The organism is Mucilaginibacter sp. 5C4 (assembly GCF_034345625.1).
GTDB lineage: Bacteria > Bacteroidota > Bacteroidia > Sphingobacteriales > Sphingobacteriaceae > Mucilaginibacter > Mucilaginibacter aurantiaciroseus.
Genome location: NZ_CP133775.1, coordinates 3,998,060 through 4,011,735, shown reverse-complemented (window position 1 = coordinate 4,011,735; position 13,676 = coordinate 3,998,060). Strand labels below are relative to the sequence as shown.

Annotated in this window: 15 protein-coding genes; 5 read left to right on the top strand and 10 right to left on the bottom strand. The window is 43.2% G+C overall.

From position 1 onward, the window contains the following. Window positions 1-109: 109 nt before the first annotated feature. Window positions 110-235: a hypothetical protein gene (locus tag RHM67_RS18835; RefSeq protein WP_322228786.1), complete on the bottom strand. Its 126-nt coding sequence runs from the start codon at window positions 233-235 to the stop codon at window positions 110-112. A 208-nt stretch (window positions 236-443) separates the two neighbouring features. Here RHM67_RS18835 and RHM67_RS18830 point away from each other — a divergent pair, with 208 nt between their 5' ends. The 3 genes from RHM67_RS18830 (at window position 444) to RHM67_RS18820 (ending at window position 3,534) form a co-directional block, all read left to right on the top strand. After that, on the top strand, window positions 444-2,456 hold the full coding sequence (locus RHM67_RS18830; RefSeq protein WP_322228783.1) for a PAS domain S-box protein: 2,013 nt from the start codon (window positions 444-446) through the stop codon (window positions 2,454-2,456). Continuing rightward, window positions 2,417-3,175, top strand: a complete 759-nt coding sequence (locus RHM67_RS18825; protein ID WP_322228781.1) for a HAMP domain-containing sensor histidine kinase — start codon at window positions 2,417-2,419, stop codon at window positions 3,173-3,175. The genes RHM67_RS18830 and RHM67_RS18825 overlap by 40 nt, the downstream gene beginning before the upstream one ends. 83 nt (window positions 3,176-3,258) lie before the next feature. Beyond that, window positions 3,259-3,534 (top strand): DUF5655 domain-containing protein, encoded by a 276-nt coding sequence (locus RHM67_RS18820; protein ID WP_322232206.1) that lies wholly within the window; start codon window positions 3,259-3,261, stop codon window positions 3,532-3,534. A gap of 235 nt (window positions 3,535-3,769) precedes the next feature. On the opposite strand, the gene ahcY is transcribed toward RHM67_RS18820, so the two are convergent. The 4 genes from ahcY to RHM67_RS18800 all read right to left on the bottom strand — a co-directional run bounded on the left by ahcY (window position 3,770) and on the right by RHM67_RS18800 (window position 6,774). After that, complete coding sequence (ahcY, locus tag RHM67_RS18815) at window positions 3,770-5,086, bottom strand: adenosylhomocysteinase (RefSeq protein WP_322228779.1); 1,317 nt, start codon at window positions 5,084-5,086, stop codon at window positions 3,770-3,772. 134 nt (window positions 5,087-5,220) lie between these two features. After that, window positions 5,221-5,607 carry a hypothetical protein gene (locus tag RHM67_RS18810; RefSeq protein ID WP_322228776.1) on the bottom strand — a complete coding sequence of 129 codons (387 nt, stop codon included), beginning with the start codon at window positions 5,605-5,607 and terminating at the stop codon, window positions 5,221-5,223. Next, window positions 5,607-5,789 (bottom strand): hypothetical protein, encoded by a 183-nt coding sequence (locus RHM67_RS18805; protein ID WP_322228775.1) that lies wholly within the window; start codon window positions 5,787-5,789, stop codon window positions 5,607-5,609. Before RHM67_RS18805 ends, RHM67_RS18810 begins: the two co-directional genes overlap by 1 nt. Before the next feature lie 133 nt (window positions 5,790-5,922). Beyond that, window positions 5,923-6,774: a M23 family metallopeptidase gene (locus RHM67_RS18800; RefSeq protein ID WP_322228773.1), complete on the bottom strand. Its 852-nt coding sequence runs from the start codon at window positions 6,772-6,774 to the stop codon at window positions 5,923-5,925. Window positions 6,775-6,985: 211 nt separating this feature from the next. Here RHM67_RS18800 and RHM67_RS18795 point away from each other — a divergent pair, with 211 nt between their 5' ends. Beyond that, complete coding sequence (locus RHM67_RS18795) at window positions 6,986-7,396, top strand: BrxA/BrxB family bacilliredoxin (protein WP_067055890.1); 411 nt, start codon at window positions 6,986-6,988, stop codon at window positions 7,394-7,396. A 183-nt stretch (window positions 7,397-7,579) separates the two neighbouring features. Here the strand turns inward: RHM67_RS18795 and RHM67_RS18790 are convergent, their stop codons facing one another. The 5 genes from RHM67_RS18790 to RHM67_RS18770 form a co-directional block, all read right to left on the bottom strand. Next, a complete protein-coding gene (locus tag RHM67_RS18790; protein ID WP_322228769.1) occupies window positions 7,580-8,443 on the bottom strand; it encodes a DUF4349 domain-containing protein in 864 nt (287 codons plus the stop codon). Window positions 8,444-8,682: 239 nt separating this feature from the next. Then, window positions 8,683-9,138 carry a nuclear transport factor 2 family protein gene (locus tag RHM67_RS18785; protein ID WP_322228767.1) on the bottom strand — a complete coding sequence of 152 codons (456 nt, stop codon included), beginning with the start codon at window positions 9,136-9,138 and terminating at the stop codon, window positions 8,683-8,685. 191 nt (window positions 9,139-9,329) lie between these two features. Then, window positions 9,330-10,754 carry a chromosomal replication initiator protein DnaA gene (dnaA, locus tag RHM67_RS18780; RefSeq protein WP_252759057.1) on the bottom strand — a complete coding sequence of 475 codons (1,425 nt, stop codon included), beginning with the start codon at window positions 10,752-10,754 and terminating at the stop codon, window positions 9,330-9,332. 309 nt (window positions 10,755-11,063) lie between these two features. Beyond that, window positions 11,064-12,611, bottom strand: coding sequence for an acyl-CoA mutase large subunit family protein (locus RHM67_RS18775; RefSeq protein ID WP_322228764.1), 1,548 nt, complete (start codon window positions 12,609-12,611; stop codon window positions 11,064-11,066). Between the two features lie 5 nt (window positions 12,612-12,616). After that, on the bottom strand, window positions 12,617-13,147 hold the full coding sequence (locus tag RHM67_RS18770) for a hypothetical protein (RefSeq protein ID WP_322228762.1): 531 nt from the start codon (window positions 13,145-13,147) through the stop codon (window positions 12,617-12,619). A gap of 91 nt (window positions 13,148-13,238) precedes the next feature. Between RHM67_RS18770 and RHM67_RS18765 the strand changes: the two genes are divergently transcribed. Beyond that, window positions 13,239-13,592, top strand: a complete 354-nt coding sequence (locus tag RHM67_RS18765) for a HesB/IscA family protein (RefSeq protein WP_252759054.1) — start codon at window positions 13,239-13,241, stop codon at window positions 13,590-13,592. Window positions 13,593-13,676 lie beyond the last annotated feature (84 nt).

Below are 13,676 nucleotides of genomic sequence, written 5' to 3'. Positions count from 1 at the left end.
AACCATTAGCGAGGCGCAAAAGTCTTCGACAAGCTCAGACTGACACCCATTTCCATAAAAACAAGGAAGCCCCGATTTGCATCGGGGCTTCCTAATATAATAAGTAATCCTATTTAAGCGGCGGGAATTTCGCACCGTCAGGGATACTTTTTTCGGCAGCCATTTTCTCCACATCCTGCCATTTTCTTGGTGCATCTAATGATAAAATGATGCCTTTATCTTTACCGATAACCACATCATCTTCGATACGTACACCGATGTTCCACCATTTTTATCGCACTTGCTGCCGGTAGGTATGTAGATCCCCGGTTCAACCGTGATCACCATATTATTAGTTGGTGTAGAGCTACTATTAGTTAACGTCAGTAGTTAAATTTGCTTATAACCTGCATATTATAAAACAATTATTCAATATATACGTACAAAGTAGTAACAGCAAAAATTTGAGCAGCTCACCTAAACCGTCCAACGAATTGGAACGCTTAAAAGCGCTCGACGACTACGATATCTTAGATTCGTTGAGCGAGCACGAGTTTGACCGCATTACTGAACTGGCAGCTATTATTTGCGATGTACCCATTTCTATCATATCGTTAATTGACGAGCATCGCCAATGGTTTAAATCGGCCATTGGGTTTGATGCAAAGGAAGTGCCGCGCGAGTTTACTTTTTGTCGCCATACCATTGCCGATGCACGGTATATAGAGGTTAAAGATGCTACCAAGGATGTCCGCTTTATGCACAACCCGATGGTAACCGGCGACCCTAATGTGCGCTTTTATGCTGGTTACCCGCTTATTGACCCGAATGGCTATGCCTTGGGCACGCTATGCGTTGCAGACAGCACTCCTCGTACGCTTTCCGTTCATCAAAAGCGGGCCTTACAATTACTTGCCGACGAAGCCATTGCACTTATAGTAGAGCGCCGTAAAAAGCAGGATCTTAAAAATTTTGAGAAACTTTTCCAAACCTCAAACGATCTGGTTTTTGTGGGCCGGATGGATGGTCTTTTTAAACGCGTTAACCCTGCTTTTACCAAGGTTTTGGGTTGGAGCGAAAAGCATATGCTTACTACCTCATCGTTTGACCTTATCCACCCTGATGATATTATAAAAACCGAAGCGCAGTTAAAAAATATGTTGAACGGTGGCGATACCACCAACTTTTTGCAGCGGATGAAAACCATTAATGGCAATTATAAAACCATTGAATGGACCTCGACACACGAGACCTTAACTGGCAATATTTTTGGTATTGGGCGCGATGTATCTGCCATTGTTTTAAAAGATAAACTCCTTGCCGAAAGCGAGGAGAAACTGCGTGTGTTTTTTGAGAATTCGCAGGGGTTGATGTGCACGCACGATGTTAATGGTAAGTTCCTGTCGGTTAATTCTGCCGGTGCCGGTATCCTGGGATATGCCCCTGATGAAATTGTACAACTAAGCCTTTTTGATATTGTTCCCGAAGAACTCCATGGTTTTTTAAGAGCATATTTAGAAGAAATTACATCGAAAGGTAAATCGCAGGGGCAAATGCTTACGCGGCATAAAAATGGCAGCTTAAAGGTTTTACTATATAATAACACGCTGCAAACTTCACCGCGAGAGGGCACCTATGTAAAAGGTAATGCCATTGATATAACAGAACGCTACCTGTTGGAGAAAGAGCTGGAACGCACTACCGAAATGCTGGAGCAAACCAACCAGGTTGCCCGCGTTGGTGGCTGGGAACTTGATGTTATACAACAAAAAGTTTACTGGACACCTGTTACCAAACAGATCCACGGCGTATCGGCTGATTATGAGCCGTCGTTAAATACCGGTATCAACTTTTATAAGGAAGGCGACAGCCGCGACCGCATCACAAAAGCAATTAATAAAGCTATTGCAGACGGCGCATCATGGAATGAAGAACTGCAGATAATTAATGCCGAAGGGAAAGAAATTTGGGTGCGCGCCCTGGGTAACACCGAGTTTAAAGATGGCGCTTGCACAAGGTTGTACGGTACGTTCCAGGATATTTCAGGATCTAAATCGGCCGAACTTGCCCTCAAAAGATCGATAGAAACACAGGAGGCCCTTAACCTTGCACTAATGAAACAGGTAGCGTTGGTTAAGGAGCAGGATAAAACCATCGAAAAGATCCAGGAGTTTAAATTCCTGGCAGATTCTATCCCGCAGATCATCTGGACATCCAACCCGGATGGCACCATGGTTTACTACAACAAACATTGGTTTGACTATACCGGTTTAAGCCCCGAAGACACCCTATATTACGGCTGGGAACCCGTTATACACCCCGAAGACGTGCCAAAAGATTATGCGGACTGGCACCACTCGTTAGCTACCGGCGCGCCTTACAGTTCGGAACGGCGTTTCCGCAGGGGGGGGATGGGGTTTACAAATGGCACAAATCTATGGCGCAACCTATGCTGGCAGCAGATGGCAGCATACTGAAGTGGTTTGGATCGTGCTATGATATTGACGAGTACAAACGCGCGCTTGACCTAGAGAACCGCATTAGCCAGTACGAAGATTTTAACCGAATTGTGGCGCATAACCTGCGCGGGCCATCGGGCAGTATCCGCATGATATTGACCATGATAAATGATGCAAGCGACGAACAGGAAAAAGCGGAGTTATTCCGGATGCTTAACCAAAGCAGCGAAACACTAAACGAAACACTGAATGAACTAATGCGCTTGCTGGAAGTACGCAACAGCAAAAACATTGCTTATGACACCTGCGACCTGCAGGAGATGATAAAAGTGACCGCTGCCATGCTAAAGGGCCAGATGATGGAGGAAAAAGCTAAGATCACCACCGACTTCGGCGTAACCAGCATGCAGTTCCCAAAAATGTACCTCGAGAGTATATTTTATAATATGGTGAGCAACTCGCTTAAATACAGCAAGCCCGGAGTGCCACCTGTAATCAACATTGTATCAGCATTAATAAACGCCCATGTTACCCTAACCTTTAGCGATAACGGCCTGGGCATAGACCTGGAACGACACGGCAAGGATATGTTTAAGCTGAACAGCGTTTTCCACGCCGGGCATGATAGTAAAGGCATTGGTCTGTTCATGACCAAAACCCAGATAGAAACCTTTGGCGGAAAAATAAGTGTAGAAAGCAAGCCCAATGTTGGCACAAAGTTTACCATCGTTTTTTAATGACCTACATCTGACCAAAATGCGACCGTGAACTAACCCGCGAAAGCCAGTGGCACCACTGCGCCCGGGTAGATCTTAACGACCTGTTCAAAGGAAAATCCGACGAGCTGGTACTAACCTTTGATAAACTCCTTGCAAAGGTTGCCGAATGGCCCGATGTACTGATAGGCGTTACCCCAAATTGCATAACCTTTGTGCATAAGCAAACCTTCTTTGTGATCCGCCCCATGCAAAAGGTGCTGGACCTTAAGTTTTACTCAAAAACCAAAATGGAAGAGCCACCTGTTACCAAAAGCATCGTTTCTCGGTCCAAGCATTTTGAGAACCACGTCAGGCTAAGTACTATAAATGATCTGTGACCGCAGTTATTTGCATGGATAAGGGGGGCGTATGAGTTGTTGTGAAAAGCCAGTTTGTCATCCTGAGCAATAGCGAAGGATCTATATGCTATGCAGGACGGTAATGCACGTCGGCGATTAGATGCTTCGCTATAGCTACCTATGACAAAATGGATAAACAAAAAAGGGAAATGGCTCACACCATATCCCTTTTCTTTTATCTTGGTTCCTGACTCTAATAGTCTTGGCTCTTTTCTTAGTAACGGTAGTACTCCGGTTTAAACGGACCTTCAACCGTTACGCCGATGTACTCTGCCTGGCCATGGTCTAAAACTTCCAGTTCAACACCAATTTTTTCTAAGTGTAAACGGGCAACTTTTTCATCAAGCATTTTAGGCAGGGTGTAAACTTCGTTTTTGTAAGCAGCACCGTTTGTCCAAAGCTCAATTTGGGCCAAAGTTTGGTTGGTGAACGACGCGCTCATTACAAAGCTTGGGTGGCCTGTAGCACAACCCAAGTTTACCAAGCGGCCTTCTGCTAATACAATAACATCTTTACCGTCGATAGTGTATTTATCAACCTGTGGTTTAATTTCAATTTTGTTGTTGCCATAAGCACCGTTTAACCAGGCCATGTCAATCTCGTTATCAAAGTGGCCGATGTTACAAACAATAGCCTTGTCTTTCAACGCGCGGAAGTGCTCTTCGCGAACTATGTTTTTGTTACCTGTAGCGGTAACTACAATGTCGGCTTCTTTAATAGCGGTACCCAGTTTCTTTACTTCGAAACCTTCCATAGCTGCCTGTAAAGCACAGATAGGATCAATTTCGGTAACAATAACACGTACACCAGAGTTACGAAGCGAATCTGCAGAACCTTTACCAACATCGCCATAACCACAAACAACAGCAACCTTACCGGCCATCATCACATCAGTAGCACGGCGGATGGCGTCAACCAATGATTCGCGGCAACCATATTTGTTATCAAATTTTGATTTAGTAACAGAGTCGTTTACGTTGATAGCTGGCATTGGTAAAGTACCGGCTTTCATACGCTCGTATAAGCGGTGTACACCTGTAGTGGTTTCTTCAGACAAACCTTTTATCTCGCCGATAAGTTCAGGGTAGCGGTCTAAAACCATATTGGTTAAATCGCCGCCATCATCCAATATCATGTTTAATGGTTTGCGGTCTTCACCAAAGAATAAGGTTTGCTCTATACACCAGTCAAATTCTTCTTCGTTCATACCTTTCCAGGCGTAAACAGAAGTACCCGCGGCAGCAATAGCAGCAGCAGCATGATCTTGTGTTGAGAATATATTACATGACGACCAGGTAACTTCCGCACCCAGCTCTATCAATGTTTCAATTAAAACAGCAGTTTGGATGGTCATGTGTAAACAGCCTGCAATACGTGCGCCCTTTAGTATTTTAGACGGGCCGTACTCTTTACGCAGTGCCATTAAACCCGGCATTTCTGCCTCGGCCAATTCAATCTCCTTGCGGCCCCATTCGGCCAGTGAAGTATCCTTCACTTTACTTTTCACGTATGCAGTTTCTACAGTCGACATATTATTGCTTTTATTGAAGTACAAAAGTAGTGAATATAAATATTTTAAAGAAATTGGAAGCGATAACATTACCGGATAATTACACAACTACCAGCAATATTACGTACCATGTAAAAAAGCTTTGGGGCACTTACCTAAAGGCTGATCTTTTTAGTGGAGAATTGATCGGTACTGAACACGAGGAACAAAAACATTATTGCCATAGCAGCCGTCCAAAACAGGTTAAAGGCAAGTAATAATTGATCGCTGTAATCCCGGTCATCGCTACCGAGAAATGGGTACAACATTAAAATGGAAAAAGACAGGCAATAGGCTATAACGAAAATAATTAAGTGCCTTAACCGTTTAAACTGTTGCTTATCATAAAGTAAAAGTAAAAACCCTGCAAAGCATAAGTACTGGCAAATATCCTTCAGGTTGCTCATTTGGATATAGTATAGCCCACTGTGGCTGCCTTGTATCAAAAAGTAGTAACCAATGCGGGTTATTACTATCCAAAAACAAAGCAAAGCTATCTTCATTATCCGCAAGGAGTAAAGTGGCCTCCATTATCGCAGCTGCCGCAACGGCCGGCATGGTCAGCCTCACAAAGTTGTTGCGGGGTCAGATCAGATAAGCCACCCTTAATTTGTTTCATTGCTTCTCGTGATAAACGACCGTTTTGAACTTCGTTTGCAGTTTGGTTTTTTAAATAATTTTCCATGTTAGTAGAATTAGATTTGTTTAGCTAATATAAGAATTTATAACTAATACAAAAAAAATGCCAAAATGTTTATTCACACTTAAAGTATTTATTATAAAAGAGATACAAGCCTATAATTACCTGGCAAAACATACTACATATTTAAACTTAAATACTGTTTTGGGTTAACGGGTTGCCCGTTCCTGCGGATCTCGTAATGCAGGTGCGGGCCGGTTGAGCGGCCCGTTGAGCCAACTTTGCCTATCAGGTCGCCCACGGTTACGCGTTGGCCTTCTTTCACATTAATTTTGGATAAGTGCCCATACCATGTTTCGATATTATTAGCATGGCGTATTTTAATACAATTGCCATAACCGCCTGCTTTGCCTGCAAATACTACTTTGCCACTTGCGGTACATTTAACCGGGTCGCCTTGGTGGCCCGAAAAATCTATACCCGGATGGAATTCGTGCCCGCCAAAATCAAACGGATTACCGCGCGATCCAAAGAATGAGGTGAATGAGCTTAGCCTTGGGTAGCCCATGGGTACATAAGCGATATTGTTTACCAGTTTATCCAGGTAGTTACTAAAATCCGAATATAGTTTGGTATCGCTTTTTGGCTTCTCGCCAACATTAAGGTTCCTGAACGGCAAACCGCGCAACCCGCGTTTGCTCATGTAGTTGTTAATCGTTTTAAGTTTTGCCTGGATATCCTGAATGTAGGATACTGCTTTGCTGCGGTTGCCTTCTTTTTCGGCATTTACCAGTAAAGCATCCTGCGATTCCTTGTCTATCTGTCCTTGTAATGCAGCCACCTGCGATTGCAGCCTGCTGTTTTCCTGCCTTTGCGCTAAAGTTTGTGTGCTTAAGCGCGCTATGGCCGTCATCAATGCCATCACGATGATCAATACTGCCGCTACGGTTACTTTTAACGAATTAAAGTGCCTGGCTTTTACTTGTACAATACGCGGTTGGGCGTTATTTTTTTTCGTAATAATTCCCATACCTAAATCTTAAATTTTAAGTTCATTATATAGTTTTAATTAGGGTTAAAACATTTGGAATGCAATATAGCAATCTCCATTATAAATCCTGCTCGCCTACTCCCTTTTGCTATTATAACCGAAACGTCAATTATTACGGATTATTCTGATTGAGGGTTGTTTTTATTTTGAAATTGGTATTTTTGTGCCGAAAATAAGCGAAGTAAAAATTATGTACCCAGAATATTTAGTTGCCCCAATGAGGGAAGAATTAACCAAAGTTGGTTTCGAAGAGTTAAAAGATGCTGATGCAGTTAACGCGGCTATTAAAGGCGAAGGAACTGTATTTGTAATGGTAAATTCTGTTTGTGGCTGTGCTGCTGCTAACGCGCGCCCTGCTGCACGTGCCGCTGCCGCTAACGAAAAACACCCCGACCGTTTGGTTACTGTTTTTGCCGGTATGGAAACCGAGGCGGTTAATGCTGCCCGTAACCTGATGCTGCCTTACCCCCCGTCATCGCCATCAATGGCTTTGTTTAAAGATGGTAAATTGGTGCACATTATAGAGCGCCACCAAATTGAAGGCCGCCCTGCACAAATGATAGCAGATAACCTTATTGGCGCGTTTGAGCAATATTGCTAATTAGATTCAAGACTACAAGAGTCAAGAACCAAGACATAAAACAATCAGATTCAAGACTGTAATAGTCAAGATATAAGAATAGAAAAGCCCGGTTGCATTTTAGACTGCCCCCAAAAAGTTAGACACTAATTGGGGGCAGTCCATACACAGCCTGGCTTTGTTTTTTATACTTCATGAGAGTAACTAAACTTTCAATGCCGAAAACTTTCTTTTATAAGTTTTAAAAGCTATCCATAACCCAGCCCCTACAAGTATCAATACCCAAAGGTTAGCAAGCCCCAGTATCAGCTCAGCAAACAAATACCAGCCATTACTTAGTGCCATCAGTAATCTATTACCAAAAGGCATTTTGTAAGCCGACGGATCGTCGTTAGCGATACGTTCTTTATAAATAGTATTGCTCCGGTAAAAATTTAGGCTTACTACGCTGTAATTCACGGCTTCATCTATTCGCTGATTATTTATTTGTCCATCTATCATGTCATCTTTTAACCAAAGCACCGCGGCAGGGTCTTTGATCTTTATTTTACCTGTTTTTTGCTGGGCTACCATTTCGCGGCGGTTCTTTAATTTGAGCTTCGCCGATAGGTAATCCAACGATTTGTTTTCGATATCCATCTTGCGCGAGGTTACGTAGATGCCCATATGGCTAACATAGTTCATAAAGTCTTCCAGCTTTTCTGACGGGATCTTCACCGTCATATCGGCAGTGGTATTAAAGGCGGATACCCGCATAACGGAATCTGTACTTAACCTGATATCCTCGCTGCGTTCGATGGATGAACCCATTTGATAATGCGTAACCATACCGCTAAGTTTAGCGGTGATGCGGGAAATGGAGTCGCCGGTTTGCTGTACGTTTTTAACTTTGAAGCTCATGTCGGCAGTTTTAACCAGTTTGGCTGTGGCGACAGTGTCGGCCGAGCTACTTGCTGTGTCTGCATTGCTGCTATTACCATTGTTTGCAATTTCGTAACTGCCATTCCTGCCTTTGCAAGCCGCGAACAGCGCTATGGCTGCTATCGCGATAAAAATTCTTGTTTTCATAATTGTTGATTTTTGGTTTGGTATTTATACCAACCAGAAACCAATAGTAACCCATCAAATTTTGATATCCAGAATGTTACAATGAGAGATGCGGATAGTGGGATGCAGGAAGCAGGAGAGAAGAGCAAAAATAAAAACCATGTCATTGCGAGCGATAGCGCGGCAATCTCAGTATATCCGATTGTCCTATGAGATTGCCACGTCGCTACGCTTCTGGTAATAACATCATATTGTGTTCCTTACCCCGGGCAATTATCCTTACGCCTGGTATCTACAATATAAATAACCTTCCAGCCGGTGGCGGTTTTCATTAGCTGGTAAAAATCTACACCGCAATGGCTAAACTGGCTGCCTACGTAAAATTTGTAGGGTGTCCAAACACTGGCAAGGTCGCCGTCAATTTTGATGTCGCCCCAGGTGATTCGCTCGTCGTAAATTTCTTTGTGGGGGGTGCCAACCTGTTTTACAAAATCATCGGCCTTTTCGGTAACCAGGGCGGTAGAGCCATCTTTTTTATTTAAAACACTCTGTAGCACCATGTCTTTATGAAATGCGGAGCGCAATATAGTAGTATCGCCTTTTCGCATCCCATCAAACATGGTGGTAATTACTTTCTTGATATCGTCTTTAGCGGTTTGGCAAAAAGAGTTTGTTGTTGATGCCATTAGTAAGGTTGCAAGGAATAGTTTTTTCATAATTGTGCTGTTTGGTTGGGGAAATTTAAATAAAAATCCATTAAATTTGTCATGCTGAGCGATAGCGAAGCATCTAATTTCCGACTGATATGGTGTACATTAAATGCTTCGCTATCGCTCAGGATGACAAACTATTCTAAACCAAAAAAGCCCTACATCTCCGCAGGGCTTTCTAATATCTAATAATTCAACTATGACATTTTTAGTTTCTTTTGGATATCGGCTACATAACCTTTGAATTTTTTATCGGTATCGATCAGGTCTTCAACGGTTTGGCAGGCGTAAATAACGGTAGAGTGGTCGCGGCCGCCAAAGAAGCTGCCAATTGATTTTAACGAGCTTTTAGTGTGTGCCTTTGCAAGGTACATCGAGATCTGGCGGGCCTGTACAATTTCGCGTTTGCGGGTTTGTGACTTTACCATTTCGATAGGTACTTCAAAGTACTCGCAAACAAGGCTCTGGATGTATTCCATTGAAATCTCCTTGGCCGAATTTTTTACAAAATTCTTAAGCATCTGCTTAGCCAGGTTCAAATCAATTTCTTTACGATTTAAGGTGCTTTGTGCTAATAAGGATACCATTGCACCTTCCAGCTCACGTACGTTGTTATCAATGTTGTGGGCAACATACTCAACCACATCATTTGAAAGCTCGATACCGTCCTGATAAATTTTGTTCTTCAGGATAGCCATACGGGTTTCCAGGTCAGGAATCTGCAGATCTGCAGAAAGTCCCCATTTGAAACGAGATAGCAAACGTTCTTCTAATCCAGCAAGATCCTTTGGTGCTTTATCTGATGTGATGATCAGTTGTTTGCCGCTTTGGTGCAGGTGGTTGAAGATATGGAAGAAGAAATCCTGTGTTTTTTCTTTACCGGCAAAGTTGTGCACGTCATCCATGATCAGTACATCAATGGCCTGGTAAAAGTTCACAAAATCGTTTATATTATTGTGTTTAAGCGCGTCAACAAATTGTTGGGTAAATTTCTCGCAGCTTACGTAAAGTACAAGCTTATCCGGCAGGGTACGTTTAATTTCGTTACCAATGGCTTGTGCCAGGTGGGTTTTGCCAAGGCCTACGCCACCATATATCATTAGCGGGTTAAATGATGTGCCGCCCGGTTTGGCAGCAACAGCATAACCTGCAGAACGCGCCAAACGGTTGCAATCGCCTTCAACAAAATTCTCGAAGGTGTAGTTGCGGTTTAGCTGCGGGTCTACATTCAGCTTTTTAAGGCCCGGTATTACAAACGGGTTCTTAATGTCTTTATTTATCGAAATTGGTATCGGCATAGACTGATTTTTTGATTCAGCACCATTTCCATTCGAGGGCATGTTGGTCGTATACGGTTTGCTTGTGGACTGCTCTACAACAATGTTATATTCTAAACGGCCTTCGTCGCCTAATTGTTTCTTTATTGTTTTGCGCAGCAAGCCTACATAGTGTTCTTCCAACCACTCATAAAAGAATAAACTTGGTACCTGTATCGTCAAAACGCTACCTTCCATACGCAATGCTTTTATTGGCTCGAACCAAGTTTTAAAGCTTTGTGCCGGTATGTTGTCTTTTATTATCTGAAGGCAGCTATTCCAAACGTTAGTACAAGTTTTTTCCATATAAGTATTAAGTAATATCCTGATTTACAGTCTCCGAAGCGCCGTGTTTTTGTGCCGTTTCGGAACATCGAATATTCTAAAAAAAAGCGGATAAAAAAATAAATTTTAAGAAATATATTTATAAAAATTATGCCTTTTGATTGCGAATATTAAAGTTATTAACATTATATTTCGCATGCAGAAGGCTGTTTTATGCACCAGTTTTGCAGGAATGCGGTTTTAAAAGTTTAAACATTGGTAGCGCCAAAAATGTGGATTAGTTTTTGGCGGGATGTTTTCAAATTTTCTTAATTAGTAAGATAATCTTCATTAATATTCACCAAAAATATTTCGTAGGGTATCGGCGATCTCTCCAAGGGTTGCATAGCACTCAACCGCATTTAAAATATAAGGCATCAGGTTGTCGGTTCCGCGGGCTGCAACTGTTAAATTTTGCAGCGCTTTTGCCACTGCATCGTTGTTTCGTTCCTCTTTTAAACGAACAAGCTTGTCTATTTGTTGCCTGCGGATGGCATCATCAACCCTAAACACATTTGGGTTCACCTCTTCGGCTTGCGTAAATTTGTTTACGCCAACCAGTGTCTGATCGCCGCTTTCTATGTCGTTTTGGTATTGGTAGGCAGCAGCGGCAATCTCCTGCTGAATGTAATCTTGCTCAATAGCTTTTACCGAGCCACCCATCGCGTCTATCTTATCTATATATAATTGCGCAGCTGCTTCCAGTTCGTCGGTTAGTGCTTCTATAAAGAAAGATCCTGCAAGTGGGTCAACCGTATCGGTAACACCGCTCTCGAACGCGATGATCTGCTGGGTACGCAGGGCTATCTTAGCAGCGGCCTCAGTAGGCAGTGATAATGCCTCATCGTAACCATTGGTATGTAGCGATTGCGTGCCACCCAGCACCGCGGCCAGGGCCTGCATGCTTACGCGCACTATATTATTCATAGGTTGCTGCGCCGTTAGCGTAGAGCCCCCCGTTTGGGTGTGAAAACGCAGTTTTTGCGCACCCGGGTCAGTAGCGCCAAGTTCTTTAGTGATATGTGCCCACATACGGCGTGCCGCACGGAACTTCGCTATCTCCTCAAAGAAATTATTATGGCAGTTAAAGAAGAACGACAGGCGTTTGGCGAATACATTTATATCCAGCCCTTTTTCTAACGCTGCCTTTAAATAGGTTTTGCCGTTAGCTAAAGTGAAGGCCAGTTCCTGCACGGCGGTTGAACCTGCCTCGCGGATGTGGTAACCCGAGATAGATATGGTGTTCCACTTGGGCACTTCTTTACTGCAGTATTCAAAAATATCGGTAATCAAACGCATGGATGGGGTAGGCGGGTAGATATAGGTGCCCCTTGCCGCGTACTCCTTTAATATATCGTTTTGTATGGTGCCCGAGATCTGCTTCAGATCGGCCCCTTGTTTTTTTGCTAATGCGATGTACATCGCTAACAGTATGCTCGCTGTAGCGTTGATAGTCATGCTGGTGGTGATATTCTTTAGCTGGATTCCATCGAACAAGATCTCGATGTCCTTTAATGAATCTATCGCTACGCCAACCTTGCCAACTTCACCTTCGGATAGTTCGTGGTCACTATCGTAACCTATCTGGGTAGGCAAATCAAAGGCAACGGAAAGGCCCATGGTGCCCTGGCTTAATAAATAATGGTAACGCTTATTGCTTTCTTCGGCGGTAGAAAAGCCGGCGTACTGGCGCATGGTCCACGGTTTGCCGCGGTACATGTTTTTCTGAATGCCGCGGGTGTAAGGGAATTGCCCGGGCAGTTCCGTCATGCCCGATGGCTCGGTATAAACCTCCTTAAGCTCGATGCCCGAAATTGTGATGAATTTTTTATCGGCCATGGCGGTTAAAATAAATGTTCAAGGTCTTTCCTTATCATATCTATGGCAATATCATAAGGGTTATCTTCTAATTTACTCAGGTGTGTTAAAACCACTTTGCCCAAGTCTAATCCGGTAGCATTTTCGGGCATGCCTTTTACGGCGTTGGTAACCAGGTTTAAAGTATCATCTTTTACACGCCTGATAACTGCCCATGCCTGCGGGCTTACATAAATTTGCTGGGTAACATTATGCTGGTACTCGGTACGTACTTCGTTTAATATAATGCTGTGCAGTTCGGCAGCCGAATAGCTGTTGCCATTGAGGCGGATAAGCAGGTTTGACGGGTTTATCCTGTCTGCAAATAATACCAAACGCTCATAAGCCTGTAAACGCAGGGGCAGGGTTTGGGTGGTCATGGCTTTTTTAAACTCCAGCACCTGCAGGTTTGATGTTTTATCGAGGTAGGGCTTAAACAGGTAAAAAGCGATGTATACAACGCCTATCCCGGCAACGGTATATTTTAAAACATCTAATAGTAAACTGTATAGTTGCATTTTTGTTAATGTTATGCGGAGGTCATAAATAAATCGGTCGGTGCAAAAATCCGCATTTTACCTTATATTTGTGTAGTTAATTAAAAATAAGATGAGCGCGATTGTTGATACCCTAACTGCCCCGGTAACTTTTTCTGAAGGTGCCGTTAAAGAACTTTTTAAATTAAGAGACCAGCAAGAATTAGGCGATGATTTTGGCCTGCGCATTGGCGTGGAAGGCGGCGGCTGCTCTGGTATGAGTTACGTTTTAGGCTTCGACCAAAAGAAAGACGGCGACCAGGAATTTATGATCGACGGGATTAAAACCTACATGCACAAAGCACACGGTTTATACCTTGCCGGTATGATGATTGATTTCCAGGATGGCTTAAACGCGCGTGGATTTACTTTCAATAACCCTAACGCGGCAAGCACCTGCGGTTGCGGTACGTCGTTCTCGGTATAATCAGAACTTGATATATATTATAAGGGCCCTCGTTATAACGAGGGCTTTTTTGTTGGCAAACAAATAATAATACCCGCAAATAAA